Raw genomic sequence first — 16,900 nt, 5'->3', positions numbered from 1 at the left:
CTGTGAGGGTGGCGCCGTTACGCGCGCGGCATGCCGAGCATCCGTTCGGCGACGATGTTGCGCTGGATCTCGTTGGTGCCCGCGTAGATCGTGCCGGCCTGCGCGAACAGGAAGCCGTCGAGCCAGTGGCCGAGCGCCGCGTGCTGCGCGGCCGTCTGCGGGACGACCTCGCCGTGCGCACCGAGAATGTCGAGCGCGGTCTGGTGCATGCGCAGGTCGAGCTCCGACCAGAACACCTTGTTGGTGCTCGACTCCGCGCCGATGTGGCCGCCCTTCAGCAGCCGGCTCGCGGTCGCGTAGGTCGACAGCGCATAGGCCTGCGCGTCCATCCAGGCCTGCACCACGCGTTCGCGCAGCGTCGGGTCGCGGTCCGCGCTGTCGCGGTGCGCGAGATACAGGTCGCGCAGCGCCTGCGCGGTGCGCTGGAAGCGTGCGGGAGACCGCAGCATCAGCCCGCGCTCGAACCCGGCCGTCGCCATCGCGACCTGCCAGCCCGCGCCTTCGGCCGCGAGCCGGTTCTCGACCGGCACGCGCACGTCGTCGAAGAAGATTTCAGCGAAACCGGTCTGCCCGTTGAGCTGCCGGATCGGCCGCACCGTAATGCCCGGCGCGGACAGCGGCACCATCAGGAACGTCAGCCCGTGGTGGCGCGACGATTCGGGATCGCTGCGGAACAGCCCGAACAGCCAGTCGGCCCACACCGCGCGGGTCGACCAGATCTTCTGGCCGTTCAGCACGTATTCGTCGCCGATGCGGGTGGCCGTCGTGCGGATCGCGGCCATGTCCGAACCCGCGTTGGGTTCCGACCAGCCCTGCGCCCACACGTGCTCGCCGGCCGCCATCGCGGGCAGGAAGCGCGCCTTCTGCGCGTCGGTGCCGAAATCCATCAGCGTCGGGCCGAGCAGGAAGATGCCGTTCTGGTTCACGCGCATCGGCGCGTCGGCACGCCAGTACTCTTCCTCGAAGATCAGCCACTCGATCAGGTCGCAGCCGCGCCCGCCCAGCTCGCGCGGCCACGTGACCATGCTCCAGCGGCCCGAGTGCAGCGTGCGCTCCCATTCGCGGTGTGCGGCGAAGCCTTCCTCGGTGTCGAAGCTCGGCAGCCGCTCGCGCGGCACGTGCGCGGCAAGCCATTCGCGGATTTCCGCGCGGAACGCCTGCTGTTGCGGCGTATAGGTCAGGTTCATGCGCGTGCCTCCCCGGCGGTTGCCTGCGCGTCGAAGCGCGCATCGCGCTTCTCGACGAACGCGGCGCGCGCTTCCGTCGAGTCGTTCGTCATGTACGCCTGCAGCGTGAAGCCCTGCTCCCAGCGGTACTTGTCCTCGAGATCGCCGTCCTCCACGCCGTTCAGCGCCTCCTTCGCGAGCCGCACCATCGCCGGGCTCTTCTCCGCGATCTTGCGGGCGATCGCGAGCGCGGCGTCGCGCAGCGTGGCGCGCGTGACGACCTGCTCGACCGCGCCGAGCCGGTACGCTTCGGCCGCGTCGATCATGTCGCCGGTGAAGTACATCGCGCGGACCTTCTGTACGCCGAACAACCGCTGCAGGTGCGCGCCGCCGCCCATCGCGCCGCGATCGATCTCGGGCACGCCGAAGCGCGCGCAATCGGCCGCGACGACGATGTCCGCTGCGCCGCAGATGCCGATCCCGCCGCCGAGCACGAAGCCGTGCACGGCCGCGATCACCGGCTTCGGGTTGCGGTGCACTGCGCGGAACGTCTCGTAGTTGCCCGCGTTGACCGGCACGATCCGCTCCGGATGCGCGGCCAGTTCCTTGATGTCGACGCCCGCGCAGAAGCCGCGGCCTTCGCCGCGCACCACGATCACGCGGACGTCGTCGTCCGCGCCGAGCGCGTCGAGCGCACGCGAGAGCGCATGCCAGCCCTGCGCGTCGAGCGCGTTCACGGGCGGATGGGCGATCACCAGTTCGGCGATGCCGTCGGCGCGATCGATCCGGAACGGCATCGCGCCGGCCGGTTGGTTGGATGCTGTCATCTCCTTGGCCTCCCTGTGATGGTTGTTCATGCGGCCTGCACCGCTGCCGCGCCGCGCAACGCGGCCAGTGCATCGATTCGCTCGCAGGCTTCCGCGACGATCCGCGCGATCAGCGCGTCGCACGACTCGATCGCGCCGATCATCGCGGCCGCCTGGCCGCTCGGCAGCACGCCTTCATCCGGGCGGCCCTCGACGATCGCGCGCTGGATCAGGAACGGCGCGTTCGCGGCCATCAGCGTCTGGCTCGCCGTGTAGTCGTGCGAACGCAGCGCCTTGAGCGCGAGGCCGAGCATGTCGCCCGTGCCGAGGCCGTTCTGGCGCCGCCACGCTTCGGCCGTCTTCAGCGCGAACCACGTGCGGCGCAGCGGGCCGAAGCGTTCGAGCTTCAGCAGGTACGGGTTGTCGATCATCCGTTGCGGCAGCCCGTCGAGCGCGTCCGACACGCGGATGCGCGCCGGGTCGCCGACCGCGACGTAGCGGTCGAGCGTTTCGCGCGGCACCGGCGATTCGGCGCTCATCAGGAAGCGCGTGCCCATCGCGATGCCGGCCGCGCCGTATGCGAGCGCGGCAGCCAGCCCGCGCCCGTCGAAGAACCCGCCGGCCGCGACCACCGGCACGCGCACCGCGTCGAGCACCTTCGGCAGCAGCAGCGTGGTCGGCACCGAGCCCGTGTGGCCGCCGCCTTCCGCGCCCTGCACCGTCACGATGTCCGCGCCGAGTTCGACGGCCTTCGCCGCGTGCTTCGGCGCGCCGACCGTCGGCATGCAGACGATGCCGGCGTCCTTGAAGCGGCGAATCGTCTTCGCATCGGGCCCGCGGCCGTAGCTGACCGCGCGCAGCCGGTGCTTGATCGCGAGATCGACCACCTGCGCGGCGTTCTTCTGGAACATGTGGAAATTGATGCCGAACGGCTGGTCGGTCAGCGACTTCACCTTCAGGATCTCGGCCTCGACCTGCCCGGGTTCGAGCGTCGCGCCGGCCAGGAAGCCGAAGCCGCCGGCGTTCGCGGTCGCCGCGACGAGCCGCGCGTCGGCCACCCAGCCCATCGCGGTCTGCACGATCGGGTAGCGGCAGCCGAGCAGGTCGCACAGCGGCGTATGCAGCGGGCTTTGCAGCGTCGTGCTCATGCGGCGGCTCCGTTGACGGCGACCGGGGCCGGAACGTCGCCGCGATCCGCGCCGTTCGGCTGGCGCTGCGAGCTGGCCATGCTGCGCGCGTCGTAGCCGCCGAGGCGGTCGCCGCTCACCAGTTCGTTGTGCGCATGCGCGAAGTGATGCCATGCGAACGCCGCGTCCATCGCCGCGCGCTTGCCCTGCAGTTCCTCGACGTGGTTCAGCGCCTGCTTGGTCAGCGTGAGCCCGAGGCGCGGCATCGTCGCGATCTTCGCGGCGATCGCGTAGGTCGCGTCGCGTAGCCGCTCGCGCGGCACCACGCGGTTGACCATCCCCATCTGGTATGCGCGCTCGGCCGGCATCCGCTCGCCCAGGAACAGGAATTCCTTCGCGATGCGCGGGTTCAGCTCGTAGGCATGCGCGAAATACTCGACGCCCGGAATCCCCATCCGCACGACCGGATCGGCGAAGAACGCGTCCTCGGACGCGACGATCAGGTCGCACACCCACGCGAGCATCAGACCGCCCGCGACGCATGCGCCCTGCACCATCGCGATCGTCGGCTTCGGCAGGTCGCGCCAGCGCCGGCACATTCCGAGGTACACCTCCTGCTCGCGTGCATACAGGAATTCGCCGCCTTCCTTGTCGACGTGGTCGTACCACAGCGACGCACGATCGAACGACTCATGGATGTCGCGGCCCGGCGTGCCGATGTCGTGGCCCGCCGAGAAATGCTTGCCGGCGCCCGCGAGCACGATCGCCTTCACCGCGTCGTCGTGCGCCGCGCGCCGGAACGCCGCATCGAGCGCATACGTCATCTTCGAATTCTGCGCGTTGTGATACTCGGGGCGGTTCATCGTGATCGTCGCGATGCCGTCCTCGACCGCGTAGTCGACGACACCGTCGCCGAACGCCATCTGGGTCGCTTCCATGTCGGACCTCATCGCCGGCGCGGCGCCGGATTGTTGCGCACGATCGTCGCGCGCAGGTTGTGCGGATCGAGCGCGCGCACGATGCGCAGGTCCTCCGCGTTCGGCGGGGCCGTCGTGCCGAGCTCGGGCGCCGCGATCAGCGGGAAGCCGGTCGCGTCCTGCACTTCGTCGAAGCTCACGCCCGGGTGCAGCGAACGCACGCGGATCGCGTGGTCGGCGCCGCCGAAATCCATCACGCACAGGTCGGTAACGATGCTGCGCAGGTCGACGAAGGTCTTCATCCCCGGCAGCCGGCGCGCCGGGTTGTAGCCGACCGTGCACACCATGTCGACTTCGCCGTCGACGAACGTGCGCTTGCCGTGGCCGCTGACGAAGAACGAGTTCGCGTGGTTCGTCGTGTTGCCGGGGAAGCCGCGCGCGCCGAGCAGCTGGGTTGTCGGGCGGGCGTAGTCGTCGCCGAGCCACGAGATGTTGGCCTGGCCGAAACGGTCGATCTGCGTCGGCATCACGAGCGCATGGCGGCGGCCGTGCCACTGGCAGTCGAACACGCGTTCGTAGGTCATCCAGCCGCTCGCCTTCACGCGATAGCCGTCGGGCCTGGGCCCAAGCGGCACCGGCTCCTCGACGAGATACGCTTCGCCGTCGGTCAGCATCAGCCCGCTGTTGTAGGCAAGCCGCGCGAGGCCGGCCGCGAGCCGCGGGCCCGTGCCGATGCCGGTCGACAGTACTTCACCGTCGTCGCGCCAGAGTCGCGCGGACGCGACGATCATCAGTTCCGCGAGGGAATGGTCGAGAAATTCGCTCACAGGCGCTCCTTTACAGAATCGGCAACGGCAGCGTCGTCACGTGCGACAGGCCGCCGACGCCTTCGAGGTACCGGCGTTCGTCCCGGCCGACCACGTCGCGCAGGTACGCCGCCGTTTTCGCGTCGTCTTCCGCACTCGCGCAGTACGCGCGCAGGTGCGGCAGGTCCCAGCCGTAGGCCGGCCCGCACGACGTCGGGTGCGCGCCGCCCGGCGCATGCACGACGCCGCTGACGAGCGAGCGCTCGAACGGGTTGCGTCTGGCGGCGTCGAGGTCTTCGCTCGCGAGCGATGCGTCGACCGTTTCCGCCGATACGTAGCAACGCTGAGCGGCCCGCGCCATCCACGCATCGAAGAACGGATCGGGGCCGTCGATGCGCGTATTGCCCATCCGGTCGGCCGCGTTCACGTGCAGCAGCGCGACGTCGAGTTCGATCGCCGGCATCGCGAGCAGCGTCTCGCCGCCGTCGTACGGCGATTGCACGGTGCGCAGTGCCGGCGCGTGATCGAGCAACGCGGTGCCGAGCCCGGCGCGCGTCGGCAGGAACGGCAGGCGCGCGGCGGCGGCGCGCAGGCCGAGCTGCAGCATCCCTTCGTCGAGTTCGAGCACGTCGATGCGGCCCTGTTCGCGCGCACGGCGGAAATGCGGCTCGAGCGGGATCACGTCGAGCGACACGAAGCCGAACACCACCTTGCGAACCTTGGCCGCGGCGCACAGCAGGCCGACATCGGCGCCGCCATAGGCGACGATCGTCAGGTCCCGCAGGTTCGAGCGCGCGATTTCGCGCACCAGCGCCATCGGCTTGCGCCGCGGCCCCCATCCGCCGATGCCGATCGTCATGCCGTCGGCGAGTTGCGCGACCACGTCGCGCGCGGACATCGTCTTGTCGAGAGGTTTCATCGTCATCGTGCTGGCTTACCGGTATCCGATGCTGAAATCGTGGCCCCACTGGCTCACCTTGGTGGCCTCGAACACCGCGTGCTTCGACCAGTCGACCGTGAGGCCGCCGAAGCCGTATTCGAGATCGAAGCCGCCGGGGGTCTTCATGTAGAAAGAGATCATCTGGTCGTTGCAGTGGCGGCCGAGCGTCGCGGACATCTTCACGTCGTGCGCGGCGACACGGTCGAGCGCGCGGCCCACTTCGTCCATCGAATCGACTTCGGCCATCACGTGCACGCAACCCGACGGCACGGCCATCTCGAACAGCGCGAGGCTGTGATGGCGCGCGTTGCGGCAGTGCATGAAATGGATGCGCTTTTCCGGTTCGGCCGGATCGGCCGTGAACTTCACGCGGTAGATGTCGGACAGTTCAAAGCCGAGCACGCCGCGTACGAACGCGTCGGTCGCGTCGAACTGCGGCGCGGGCAGCACCGCGTGGCCGAGCCCCATGTCGCCGGTGACGAAGCACGCGACGCCCAGCGGCGACACGAAGCGGCGGAAGTCGCAGCGCGCGCCCCAGTACAACTCGTGGCGGTTGCCGGACGGGTCGGTGCACCACGCCATTGCCTGTACGCGGCGCAGCGCGGCTTCGTCGCGGGTCGCGCGCACGGGCTCGACGCCCGAGCGCTGCAGTGCCGCCAGCGCGGCGTCGAACGCGGCGCCGTCGGGCAGCTCCCAGCCCGACGCGAAATAGCGGTCGGCCGCGCCGGGGACGATCACGTAGCGGAAATCGCGCTCGTCCATCTTCAGGTACAACGCGCCGCCGGGCGCATCGAGCGCCTGCATGCCCAGCACGTCTTCCGCGTAGCGGCGCCACGCATCGACGCGCGTCGCCTCGACGACGACATAGCCAAGCGCACGGACATCGATCATGTCGGCCTCCTCCTGGTTCAGAATCCGTTGTTCGTGTAAGGATTCTGGCCGGTCGGGGGTGGCGTTACATCGTCTGTTGGGACGAGAGGACGGGTGGGAAACAGCGGGGTTTGCGGCGCGGAATGGGCGCCGAAGGGAGATTCGGTGCTCGAGCGTGGATTGCGGTGGCCGTGCCGGACGCGGTCACGGCGGCCGGCAATGGGTGCCGGCCTGCCTGCGGGCCGCCGCCCGCGTCGATTTCACGCGACGGCAGACCACCAGACGCGGCCACGCCGCCGCTAGTCGAACGGATTCAGCAGGCGCACGCCGGTACGCGCGAAATCGCCGACGTTGCGCGTGACGACCGTGAGATCGTTGATCAGCGCGGTGGCCGCGATCAGCTTGTCGAGTTCGTGCGCCGGATCGGGCGCGCGCAAATGCCCCCACATCTGGCTGATCTCGATATCGACCGGCAGGATGTTCGGCGCATAGCCGGACAGGATCATCGCCATCCACGCATCGAGCGCCGACGCCTGGACGTGATCGCCGCGATGACGGATCAGGTCGACGCCGCGCCGCAGCTCGGCCACCGTCACGACGGACAAGTAGAGCGGGCTCGCGTCGGCCTCGGCCTGCCTGAAGAACGCCCGCACGCCGCGGTTGGTTCGCTTGCCCTTCCTGATTTCGCTGATGACGTTCGTATCAATCAAAAACACGCCTGACCTCGCCGGAATCCTGAACCCGTTGGAAATCCGCGTCCTCGCCGACCTCCGGCATGCTCATCAGCACTTGCGCGAATGTCCGCCGCTTCGGGCGGCCGAGCGCTTCGGCCAGAATGGCCCGATGTTCGGCCTCGGCGCTCCTGCCGTTTGCCGCAGCCTGCTCGCGCAGGCTCTGAACGATAGTGTCATCCACGTTACGCACCAATAAATTTGCCATGAGTTCCTCCATCCGGATTTGCTATCAATGATAGCGCCATGAGGATGAATTGCAAGCATTGCTATCACCTTCATGACCGGACGGACAACGGGGTCGGCGCAGACCCGCGGCAGCGGACGGCATGAATTCGTCCACCTTCCGCCGCGGGCGCGACGCGTCGAACTGCTGTCGCTCAAGGTAAGCCGGAGCGGGACGATGTGGAAGCCGGCCGAATGGCCAGTCAAGTGCCGTCGACACCGACGAATGTCCGGCCGGCGGGGAACGGGATTTGCGACACGAGCATCGTTGGCGACATGCGCGATGGAATACGGGCGCCATCTCGATTCACGCTGAAACATCGTGTTGCACAACGGGCTGCGGCCGTTGCAACCGTTTGCTACCATCAGCCCATAAGTCGGCGATCGAACGCCGCACGAAGCGCGCAGAAGACCTTGCATCGACGCGGACCCTCCGTGCCTGAAACCCCGATCCAAGACACGAGACGCTCTTCAGTGGACTTCGTTACGCTCTCTCCGGCCACCCTGTTCTCCCCAACCCCCGACAAACTCTACTTCCCGGCATGCCTCGCGGCCGTCGCGATCATCGCGTGGCTCGTCGCCAGGCACGTGCCGTTCTACCGGTGGGCCGTCGACCGGTCGTTGTCGATGCGCTATCGCAACCTGGACGGATTCCGCGGCATCCTGGCCACCTCCGTCGTCTTCCATCACTTCGCGTGCAACCAGGCGTTGCTGTCGACCGGCATCTGGGGAGCCGACTCCGATTTCCTGCGCAATCTCGGGACGATTCCCGTCGCGATGTTCTTCATGGTCACCGGTTTCCTGTTCTGGGAACGCGCATGCCGACGCTCGTTCGACGTGCGGACCTTCTTCGTCGGACGCGTGCGACGCCTCGCGCCGCTCTACCTGTCTTACGCGGTCGTCATCGTCGCGTGCACGCTGTACTGGTTTCCCCGCAACGCCGTCGGCGCTCCGGCGCAATTGCTGGGCGACCTGCTCAAAGCGGTGTCGCTCGGCTGGTTCGGAGCGTTCCCGATCAACGGTGCGGCGCGAACCAGTTATCTGAGTGGCGTGTGGTGGACCCTCGCATACGAATGGCGCTTCTACGTCGCCGTTCCGCTGCTCGCATGGTTCGTCGCCACGCACGCGTGGCGCAAGCTGCTCGCGCTCGCGATCGTCATGGCCTGCGCCGCGCTGTTCGGACCGCCAGCCGGCATGGCGCTGCTGTTCGCGTTCGGCGCCGCGGCATACGAGGTATCGCGGCACCCCGTGATCCGTGCACGGCTCGGCACGAAATCGGCGGCTACCGTCGCGCTGCTGATCCTCGCCGTGTCCCCGTCCCCGACCGAACGCTATTCGATCGAGGGCGCGCTGCCGCTGCTACCGGTATTCCTCTGCGTCGCATGCGGGAACACGTTCTACGGTGTGCTCGGCACGCGGCCGCTCGCGCTGCTCGGCACCGCCAGTTTCAGCATCTACATGATCCACATGGTGATCGTGTACGCGATCACGCATGCGGCCAACAAGTTCGCGTTCCCGATCGATTCGGCCGGCGTCTCCGGCATCTGGGCGCTCGCGCTTGCATGCGCGCTGATCGCCGTCTTCTGCGCGCTGCTGACCTACCGCTACATCGAGCACCCGTTCATCGCGAAGCGCGACGATGCGCGCCCCGCGCGCCGCGCGGCCGACCCCGTTCGCGAGCATCACACGGTCACGTCGTGACGGATGCGCAGTTCAGAACCGGTACGAAATCCCGATCTGCAAGACCGGATACCACCGGTATCGCGACATCACCCGCCGCAGCTGGTCGAGCCCGCTCGCGACCAGGATCTGGCTCTTCACCGGTCCGGCCGCGGCCGCCAGTTCCGGCGACAGCGAGTACGAACATTTCGGGATCCCGTACGCGACGCCGATATCGGCGACGAATCCGAGCCCTTTCGACGCCGGCCGGTGCCCGTAGCCGATTCCCGCATACGGCATCACGGTCGGATAGCGCGCTTCCGCGACCGCATACATCCCCGGCAGCGCCGGATAGCGCTTGCCGCCGAACACGTACGTGCCGTTGGTCGGTACCGACACGCCGCGAAGCTCGTCGTCGTTGAAGCGCAGCCCGAGCGTCGCGCGGAAGCCGCTGCCCCGCCACGGAAAGATGTCGGCGTACAAGCCGCCCTGGCGCAGCTTCAGGTCGTCCTGATAGCGATTGCCGGCCACCGTGAAGTCATGCGAAAGATCGATCGCGTTGAAATCCGCATGCGCACCCAGCATCGAATTGAAGCTCACGGCCGCGCCGATGCCGACGCCCTGCGTACCGCCCTGCAGATAGATTTCCTGCGCGTGCGCACTCGCGGCAAACGCCACCGCGACGAATGCCCATTGATTCACCGTCGTTTTCACGGGCGCCTCCCCCGACACGTGCCGGGCGCAGCGTCCCGCCGCACGCGGCCTTCGTCGCGATGCGCGGTGCGAACCCCGGCACGACACCTTGCAAGCAAGCTTGCTGTTCGACGGATCGGGAACGCGTTGCACCGTGCGCATGACCGATACGACATGCGCGGCGCTTGCGCCACGACACGCGGCGCCCGCGACCCGATCCGATCCCCGGTTTGTTTCGATGTCGTTACACGCCGCCGATGTGCTGATCGTTCTGGCGAATCCGTCTGCGCCGGCGGCACCGGGTCAACCGCAAGGCACGTGCCATGCGGCGCAAATCGAAGCGGGAAAAGCGTGACGGCCGCGCACGCGCGACACTGCGGGTCGCAATGGTGGGGAAATGTTTCAGGAACGTATCCGTATTCGGCACGCCAGGCCGAAATACGCGATCGGCGGAATCGCGCATCGGTCGCACAACGTCAGCAGAACGAGGCCGGACGGCGCGTCAGCGCACGCGCGTCGCCATCGCGATCGATCGTGTGCAGAGGAATACGTTGGAAAAGCGTTGCAAAAGTGTGACCTCGTGGCGTGCGCAAGCGGTGCCGATGCACCCTCGTGCGTGACGAGGCAGGGTGAATACCGATGCGTGCGCATGCATCTTGCCCGCACCGGGTACGGATGCGACAAGCGAGCCGATCGGCGTCTCGGCTCGCGTCATCGATGACTTCAAGAAGGGACGCCGCCGCGCGCGAACACGAGCACCGCGCCCTGCGGAAATCCGTCGTCGCTCAGGCAGCCGCGTCGGCCGCCGCGCGCAACCGGTACTTCAGCACCTTCCCCGCGGCGCTCGTCGGCAGCTGCTCGACGAACGTGAAAAATCGCGGCACCTTGTAGTTCGCCATGTTGCTGCGCGCCCAGTCGTTCAATTCGCCGGCATCGACATGCGCGCCCGGACGCAGCACGACATACGCATGACCGACCTCGCCGAGCCGCGTATCGGGCACACCGACCAGCGCGACCTGCGCGATCGCCGGATGCGCGGCGAGCAGCCGTTCGATCTCCGCCGGATAGCAGTTGAAGCCGCCGACGATGAACATGTCCTTGATGCGGTCGGTGATCTTCAGGTTGCCGTTCGCATCGACGCAGCCGAGATCGCCGGTATGCAGCCAGCCATCGGTATCGACCGTCTCGCGCGTCGCGTCCGGCTGGTTGAAGTAGCCGCGCATCACGTTGTAGCCGCGCACCCAGATCTCGCCGGTCTCGTCCGGGCCGAGCGGCACGCCGCCCGGCCCGGCGATGCGCAGCTCGACGTCCGGCATCGGCCGGCCCGACGTGTAGGCGACCGTCTCCGCATCGTCGCCGTGACGGCACAGCGTCGCGAAGCCGCACGATTCGGTCAGCCCGTAGCCGGTCAGTACCGTCTCGAAGCCGAGCTCCGCGCGCATCCGTTCGATCAGGCTCGGTGCGATCGCCGCCGCGCCCGTCACCGCGATCCGCAGCGACGACAGGTCGCGCGTCGCACGATCGGGCGCGTCGAGCAGCGCGTAGTACAGCGTCGGCGGCCCGGGCAGCACCGACACGCGATCATCGGCGACGCGTCGCAGCACGTCGGCCGGCTGGAACACGAGATGCGGCAGCACGGTCGCGCCGCTCGACAGCGCGGCGAGCCAGCCGGCCTTGTAGCCGAACGTATGGAAGAACGGATTGACGATCAGGTAGCGGTCGTCCTGGCGCACGCCCGCGATCGCGGCCCACGCCTGCGCGGCGCGCAGGTTCTGGCCGTGCGCGGTCATCACGCCCTTCGGACGGCCCGTCGTGCCGGACGTGAACATCAGGTCCATCACGGTGTCGGGTGTGACCTGCGCCTCGCGTTCGCGCACCGCGGCCAGCGATACCGCCGCACCGTGCGCGAGGAACGCGTTCCACGTCTCGTCGCGCGCACCGGACGGCGGCTCTCCGTCGAACACGACGACCCGCTCGAGCGTCGCGGGCCGGTGCGGCGCGAGCATCGCCGGATACGATTCGCCGAGGAAGGCGCCGCAGCAGAACAGCAGCCGCGCACCGCTGTCATGCAGGATGCCGCCGACCTCCATTCCCTTCATCCGCGTATTGACCGGCACGAGGATCGCGCCGACGGTGTGGATCGCCAGCGCCGCGACGATCCATTGCGGCAGGTTCGGCGCCCAGACCGCGATGCGGTCGCCGGCGTCGATGCCGCTCGCCAGCAGCGCACGGGCCGCGTCGAGTCGCGCGGCGTCGAGTTCCGCGTAAGTCAGCCGGCCGTGCTCCGACTCGATCGCCGGATGCGCGCCGTGGCGCGCGGCAGCCCGTGCGATCAGCGCGGGCGTGGTCAGGATTTCATTGTCCATCGTCATAGATCAGGATGGCCGTGCGCGCCGCCGGCGCGTCGCGGCTCAGTCGGGAAACACCACGCGCAGCGCGCCGCTCGCGGGCCGCGCGCAGCAGGCGAGCGTCCAGCCGGCCGCGATCTCGTCGTCGTCGAGCACGTGGTTGCTGTCGAGCGCGACCTCGCCGCGCTCGATCCGGCACATGCACGCGCCGCACTGCCCCATCCGGCAGGAATTCGGCGCCGGCACGCCCGCACGCAGCATCGCATCGAGCAGCGTTTCGCCGGGCGCGCTGTCGAATGCGAACGCGTCGCCGTCGAGCACCGTCTCGATCGCCGCGCCGTCGCCGGACACAACCGCCACCGCTGCGCTCGACGGCGCCGTATCGGCAGCCTGCGCCGGTGCATCGGGCAGCGACGCGAACCGCTCGACATGCACGCGGGCCCGCGGCAACCCGAGGCCGAGCATCGCGGCCAGCGCGTTCTCCATGAACAGCGCGGGCCCGCAGATGAACGTCTCCTGCCGGCTGAACGGCCGCGCGAGTTCCTCGAGATGGCGCTGCTGCGGGATGCCCTGCACGCTGTCGAGCCAGTGGATCGCGCGCACGCGGCCCGGATGGCGCTGCGCAAGCTGCTGCAACTCGGCGCGGAAGATCACCGAGCGTTCGTCGCGGTTCGCATAGATCAGCGTCAGCATCCCGCGGCCGTGCACGAGCGCCGATTTCAGGATCGACAGCACGGGCGTGATGCCGCTGCCGCCCGCGAACAGCAGCAGGTCGCCGTCGAGCGTGCGCGGCGTGAACATGCCGGCCGGCGGCAACACGTCGAGCGTGTCGCCGGCCTTCACGCGGTCGCACAGCCAGTTCGACGCGCGGCCGTCACGCACGCGCTTGACGGTGATCTTCGGCGCCGCGTCGATACCCGGTGCGCTCGACAGCGAATAGCAGCGCGCGACGGTCGCGTCCGCGCACGGCACGTTCAGCGTCAGGAACTGCCCGGGCCGGTACGTGAATGCGTCACGCAGCGCGGCCGGGACGTCGAATACGAACGAGCACGCGTCGTCGCTTTCGGCAATCACGTCGGCCACGGTCAGCCGGTGGAAGCGTGGATCGCTCATCGCCGGTTCCTTGCGTCACGCGACCGCACGGGCCACCGGCGCGCCGGGCGTCGTATACGCGCCGTCGAGATAGACGAGCGGATCGACGTCGCCGCTCATCAGCACCTCGCGGATGCGCCCGATGAACACCGTATGCGTGCCGTATTCGAAGCGGCCGTCCTGCTCGCACACGAGGCTCGCCTGCGCGTCGCGCAGATACGGCACGCCGTGCGGCGACGTATGCCATTCGCCGGTCGTGAAGCGTGCCTCGCCCTTCAGGCGGCCGCTGCAGTCGATCGCGATGCCTTCGTGGCGCGCGGACAGCACGTTCACGCAGAACGGCGCGCCCGCATCGAGTGGCGGATACAGCGACGCACTGCGGTTGATGCAGATCAGCAGCGAAGGCGGATCGGTCGACAGCGAGTCGACCGCCGTCGCGGACATCGAGTAGCGCCGGCCGTCGTGCGTGCTGCTGATGACCGTGACGGAGCGCGCGAGGCGGCGCATCGCGAGCAGCATGTCGGTGCGCAGCGGGTGGGTGGTGAGATCGCTCATGATCGGACTCCGTCAAGTTCAGTCGTGGATGGCCGGGCCTGCCGGCCTCCGGCGTCGGCTGCGCGAGCAGCCAGGTGGTCGGCGGCGAGATACCCGAAGGTCATCGCCGGGCCGAGCGTCGAGCCCGCGCCGGGGTAGCTCGCGCCCATCACCGATGCGCTGGTGTTGCCGATCGCGTAGAGGCCGTCGATCGGCTCGCCGTCGGCGCGCAGCACGCGGGCGTGCACGTCGGTGACGAGCCCGCCCTTCGTGCCGATATCGCCCGCGTCGATCCGCGCCGCGTAGAACGGCGCTTCGTCGACCGGCCCGAGACACGGGTTCGGCGTATTGCGCGGATCGCCGTAGTACGTGTCGAACGCGTTGTCACCCTTGCCGAACGCTTCGTCGACGCCGGTGGCCGCGTAGCGCGCCATGTCGCGCAGCGTGTCGTGCAGGCCGGCCGCGTCGACGCCGATCTTCGCGGCCAACGCATCGATCGTGTCGGCTTTCACGAGCACGTCGCGAAAGGCTTCCGGTATCCGCGCATCGGGCATCATCGACGCCGGCATGACCGGCCCGCACGGATACTTGCGGCGAAAACGCGCGTCGAACACCATCCATGCGGGCACGGTCGCGCCGGTGCGCGCATGGTCGCGATACATCGCGGGCACGAATTCGGAATACGGCGCGGCTTCGTTGACGAAGCGCTTGCCGAGGCCGTTGACGATCACACAGCCCGGCAGGTTGCGTTCGACGAACAGCGCACGCTGCTTCTCCTCGCCCGCGACGCGGACCGTCGGCGCGCCCCACACGTGCTCCATCAGCGCCAGCGCGCCGCCGAGCCGGTGGCCTTCGGCGATCGCGTCGCCGGTGTTGGATGGCGGCGTCGCACTCCATTGCGCCCGGGTCGGCTGCGGCAGGTAGCGCTCGCGCATCGGCTGGTTGCGCTCGAAACCGCCCGCGCCGAGGATCACGCCATGCCGCGCGGCGATCGTCACCGGCTGCCCGAAGCGCTGCGCACGCACGCCCGTCACGCGGCCGTCCGCGTCGAGCAGGTCGCGCATCGGCGTGTCGAGCCACACCGGCACGTTGCGGTCGAGCAGCGCACGGCGCAGCCCGCCGATCAATGCGTTGCCGAGCGTCAGGCGCCGGTCGCGCCGCGTGTGGCGGCGCATGCGGAAATCGAGCCAGTAGCGGCCGAACTGCCTGATCGTGAGCGTCATGAAGCCGGGCCCGCGCGAGAACAAGGTGTGCGCTTCCTTCGACGTCACCGACAGACGCCCGAAGATCAGCGTGCCGGGCGACGGCGGCCGCAGCCGGTCGAACTCGTCGCCGAGCAGGCCGCCGTCGAACGGCAGCGGATCGAGCGCACGATAACCGGGCATCGCGCCCGGCAGCTTCTGGAAATAGTCCGCGTATTTCGGCAGCGCCTGGAAGCGCACGGGCGTCTTCGCTTCCAGATAGCGCAGCATCTCCGGCGCGCGATCGAGATAGGCGTCGAGCCGTTCTTGTGTCGACGCGCCGGCCACGCACGCGTCGACATAGCGGCGCGCGGCCTCGCGCGAATCGGTCGCGCCGAGCTCGGCGATATGGTGGTTGCACGGAATCCAGATGCCGCCGCCCGATACGGCCGATGTGCCGCCGTACAGCGCCGTCTTCTCGATCACGACGACGGACAGCCCGTGGTCGGCCGCGCGGCACGCGGCGAGCAGCGCGCCCGCGCCCGAACCGACGACGATCACGTCGAACGTGTATTGCTGTGCTTGCGTGTCGTTCATCGCGGCCTCGTCAGATGAAGAAGTCCGTGTTGTCGCGACCGAGCATCACCGCGCCGAGGTTCTGGCCGAAGCGGTCGACGTTGTTCGCGTAGTGCGCGCGGGCCGCATGCAGGTCGAGGAAACGGCGCACCAGCGGATTGCGGTGATAGATGCCGTTGCCGCCCGCGTAGCGCAGCAGCGTGTTCGCGGCCTGCGCGCAGCGCTCGGCGACCTGCGCCGACTGGTAGCGGAAATGCACGCGGCGCTCGATCGACACGGCCGGGCCGCCCGTCACCGACGCCATCAGTTCCGCGAAATTGCGCTGGAGCAGCACCTTCATCTCGTCGATCGCGACGGCCGCGTTCGCGCACGCGCTCTGCGCGCCCGGATCGTCGGTCGTCTTCGCGCCGCTGTTCGCCGACACGCGCGTCGCCGCATAGCCGGTGAAATCGTCGAGCGCACCCTGCAGCGCGCCGATGCACGACGTGCACACCGCGCGCACGAAGATCTGCGCGAACGGCAGCTTGAACAGCGGTGCAGCGTTGACGGCGAGACCGGGGCTCGTGCCCATCATCCCGTCGATCGCCTTGTGCGTGCGGTACGCGGGCACGAACACGTCGTCGACGACGATGTCGTGGCTGCCCGTCGCGCGCAGGCCGAGCACGTCCCAGTCCTGCTGGATCCGGTAGTCGGTTTTCGGCAGCAGGAAGGTCCGGTATTCGGGCGGCTGGCCGGCCTCGGCCGGCGGCACCAGCGCGCCGAGGAACACCCATTCGCACAGTTCGCTGCCGCTCGAGAACTTCCAGTGGCCCGACAGGCGGAAGCCGCCGTCGACCGGCGTCACGCGGCCGACCGGCATGTAGGTCGACGCGATCAGCGTGGCCGGGTCGTTGCCCCAGACATCCTGCTGCGCGCGTTCGTCGAACAGCGCGAGCTGCCAGTTGTGCACGCCGACGACGCCGTACACCCACGCGGTCGACATGCAGCCGCGCGCGAGTGCCATCTGGATGTCGAAGAAGGCCTGCGGATCGAGCTCGTAGCCGCCGTAGCGCTTCGGCTGCAGCACCTTGAAGAAGCCGGCGGCCTGCATGTCGGCGATCGTCTCGGCCGGGATCCGGCCCTGCGCGTCCGCCTGCGCGGCGCGGCCGGCCAGCACCGGCGCCAGTGCCTCGGCCCGGGCGACCAGCGTGGCGGCCAATGCGTTCGAATCGTTGTCGCGATGCACGAAT

The 16,900-nt window shown here is 68.8% G+C and carries 16 protein-coding genes; 1 reads left to right on the top strand and 15 read right to left on the bottom strand.

Annotated features, from left to right (window positions below; genetic code table 11):
• Window positions 1-17: 17 nt before the first annotated feature.
• The 9 genes from DIE03_RS02735 to DIE03_RS02695 all read right to left on the bottom strand — a co-directional run bounded on the left by DIE03_RS02735 (window position 18) and on the right by DIE03_RS02695 (window position 7,571).
• Window positions 18-1,187: an acyl-CoA dehydrogenase family protein gene (locus DIE03_RS02735; RefSeq protein WP_124447203.1), complete on the bottom strand. Its 1,170-nt coding sequence runs from the start codon at window positions 1,185-1,187 to the stop codon at window positions 18-20.
• Window positions 1,184-1,993 (bottom strand): enoyl-CoA hydratase family protein, encoded by an 810-nt coding sequence (locus DIE03_RS02730; protein WP_124447201.1) that lies wholly within the window; start codon window positions 1,991-1,993, stop codon window positions 1,184-1,186. Before DIE03_RS02730 ends, DIE03_RS02735 begins: the two co-directional genes overlap by 4 nt.
• A 26-nt stretch (window positions 1,994-2,019) precedes the next feature.
• Window positions 2,020-3,120 (bottom strand): nitronate monooxygenase family protein, encoded by a 1,101-nt coding sequence (locus tag DIE03_RS02725; protein ID WP_124447199.1) that lies wholly within the window; start codon window positions 3,118-3,120, stop codon window positions 2,020-2,022.
• On the bottom strand, window positions 3,117-4,037 hold the full coding sequence (locus DIE03_RS02720) for an enoyl-CoA hydratase (protein WP_124447197.1): 921 nt from the start codon (window positions 4,035-4,037) through the stop codon (window positions 3,117-3,119). Before DIE03_RS02720 ends, DIE03_RS02725 begins: the two co-directional genes overlap by 4 nt.
• Window positions 4,038-4,045: 8 nt before the next feature.
• Window positions 4,046-4,843: a CoA-transferase subunit beta gene (locus tag DIE03_RS02715; protein ID WP_124447195.1), complete on the bottom strand. Its 798-nt coding sequence runs from the start codon at window positions 4,841-4,843 to the stop codon at window positions 4,046-4,048.
• A 10-nt stretch (window positions 4,844-4,853) separates the two neighbouring features.
• Window positions 4,854-5,747 carry a CoA transferase subunit A gene (locus DIE03_RS02710; protein ID WP_124447193.1) on the bottom strand — a complete coding sequence of 298 codons (894 nt, stop codon included), beginning with the start codon at window positions 5,745-5,747 and terminating at the stop codon, window positions 4,854-4,856.
• A gap of 9 nt (window positions 5,748-5,756) precedes the next feature.
• Window positions 5,757-6,653 (bottom strand): VOC family protein, encoded by an 897-nt coding sequence (locus DIE03_RS02705; RefSeq protein ID WP_124447191.1) that lies wholly within the window; start codon window positions 6,651-6,653, stop codon window positions 5,757-5,759.
• A gap of 278 nt (window positions 6,654-6,931) precedes the next feature.
• Entirely contained in the window at window positions 6,932-7,348 is a 417-nt protein-coding gene (locus tag DIE03_RS02700) for a type II toxin-antitoxin system VapC family toxin (protein ID WP_260434782.1), read from the bottom strand.
• Window positions 7,335-7,571, bottom strand: a complete 237-nt coding sequence (locus DIE03_RS02695; RefSeq protein ID WP_069618041.1) for a FitA-like ribbon-helix-helix domain-containing protein — start codon at window positions 7,569-7,571, stop codon at window positions 7,335-7,337. Before DIE03_RS02695 ends, DIE03_RS02700 begins: the two co-directional genes overlap by 14 nt.
• Window positions 7,572-8,062: 491 nt before the next feature.
• Between DIE03_RS02695 and DIE03_RS02690 the strand changes: the two genes are divergently transcribed.
• Window positions 8,063-9,289, top strand: coding sequence for an acyltransferase (locus tag DIE03_RS02690; protein ID WP_124447189.1), 1,227 nt, complete (start codon window positions 8,063-8,065; stop codon window positions 9,287-9,289).
• Between the two features lie 12 nt (window positions 9,290-9,301).
• Here the strand turns inward: DIE03_RS02690 and DIE03_RS02685 are convergent, their stop codons facing one another.
• From DIE03_RS02685 to DIE03_RS02660, 6 genes are all read right to left on the bottom strand, one after another.
• A complete protein-coding gene (locus tag DIE03_RS02685) occupies window positions 9,302-9,979 on the bottom strand; it encodes a hypothetical protein (protein ID WP_124447187.1) in 678 nt (225 codons plus the stop codon).
• A gap of 746 nt (window positions 9,980-10,725) precedes the next feature.
• Window positions 10,726-12,312, bottom strand: a complete 1,587-nt coding sequence (locus DIE03_RS02680) for a FadD3 family acyl-CoA ligase (protein ID WP_124447185.1) — start codon at window positions 12,310-12,312, stop codon at window positions 10,726-10,728.
• 39 nt (window positions 12,313-12,351) lie between these two features.
• Entirely contained in the window at window positions 12,352-13,401 is a 1,050-nt protein-coding gene (locus DIE03_RS02675; RefSeq protein ID WP_124447183.1) for a ferredoxin--NADP reductase, read from the bottom strand.
• A gap of 15 nt (window positions 13,402-13,416) precedes the next feature.
• Window positions 13,417-13,935 (bottom strand): flavin reductase family protein, encoded by a 519-nt coding sequence (locus DIE03_RS02670; protein WP_124447181.1) that lies wholly within the window; start codon window positions 13,933-13,935, stop codon window positions 13,417-13,419.
• Complete coding sequence (locus DIE03_RS02665; RefSeq protein ID WP_124447179.1) at window positions 13,932-15,692, bottom strand: FAD-dependent oxidoreductase; 1,761 nt, start codon at window positions 15,690-15,692, stop codon at window positions 13,932-13,934. The genes DIE03_RS02670 and DIE03_RS02665 overlap by 4 nt, the downstream gene beginning before the upstream one ends.
• Window positions 15,693-15,702: 10 nt before the next feature.
• Window positions 15,703-16,896, bottom strand: a complete 1,194-nt coding sequence (locus DIE03_RS02660) for an acyl-CoA dehydrogenase family protein (protein WP_124447177.1) — start codon at window positions 16,894-16,896, stop codon at window positions 15,703-15,705.
• Window positions 16,897-16,900 lie beyond the last annotated feature (4 nt).

The sequence above is a fragment of the Burkholderia sp. Bp8992 genome (genome assembly GCF_003853705.1).
In the GTDB taxonomy this organism is placed as follows: domain Bacteria; phylum Pseudomonadota; class Gammaproteobacteria; order Burkholderiales; family Burkholderiaceae; genus Burkholderia.
This window is presented reverse-complemented; position numbering and strand designations above follow the sequence as displayed.